General features: G+C 67.8%; 1 protein-coding gene. It reads right to left on the bottom strand.

Annotated features, from left to right (window positions below):
* Nucleotides 1-316: 316 nt before the first annotated feature.
* On the bottom strand, nucleotides 317-569 hold a 253-nt coding region (locus tag ACGWYJ_RS38990; protein WP_395111743.1), incomplete at its 5' end, for a hypothetical protein.

Below are 569 nucleotides of genomic sequence, written 5' to 3'. Positions count from 1 at the left end.
GCAGTCCCGGCCCGTGATCCCAGACCTCGATCACCGCCAGACCATCGCGCTCGTCCCGGAACACCCGCACCACGATGAACCCCGCCCCATGCCGGTAGGCGTTGGTCACCAGCTCAGTGACCACCACACGGCCGACGTAGTCATCCTGATGCCCCCACTCACGGAACCGCTCACCAACAAACCTCCGAGCCAGCGCAGGAGCGCGGTCCGTGGGATGAAGAACCAGCGTCGGGATCTCAGGCGCGCAGGTAGCGAGCATCAGACGTGAGTCATTGTCGAAGGCCGACCCCGGCCGCCTCTGGGGCTTTGGCGGTGGTCATGCCGGGTCCCACACCACATCGCGCAGCAGCCGCCGCGCGTGGGCCACCATGCCGCAGTCGGTGTATGTGGACGGAGCGGTAGTGGCGAGCGTGACGCGGCGTACCTGGCCCTCGGTGCCGGGATCCGACTCCCACAACGCGTCCATGACGTGCTGATGCGCGCGGTCCAGATCATCTGTCACCCCGCCCGTTCGCCGGTCGGGCACATCCCAGGAGAACAGGCGAGGCTTAGGCGGAGAGGGCGCCACC

The sequence above is a fragment of the Actinomadura sp. SCN-SB genome (assembly GCF_043906805.1).
Lineage (GTDB): Bacteria > Actinomycetota > Actinomycetes > Streptosporangiales > Streptosporangiaceae > Spirillospora.
The sequence above is the reverse complement of the archived record's forward strand: the minus strand, read 5'-3'. Positions and strand labels throughout refer to the sequence as shown.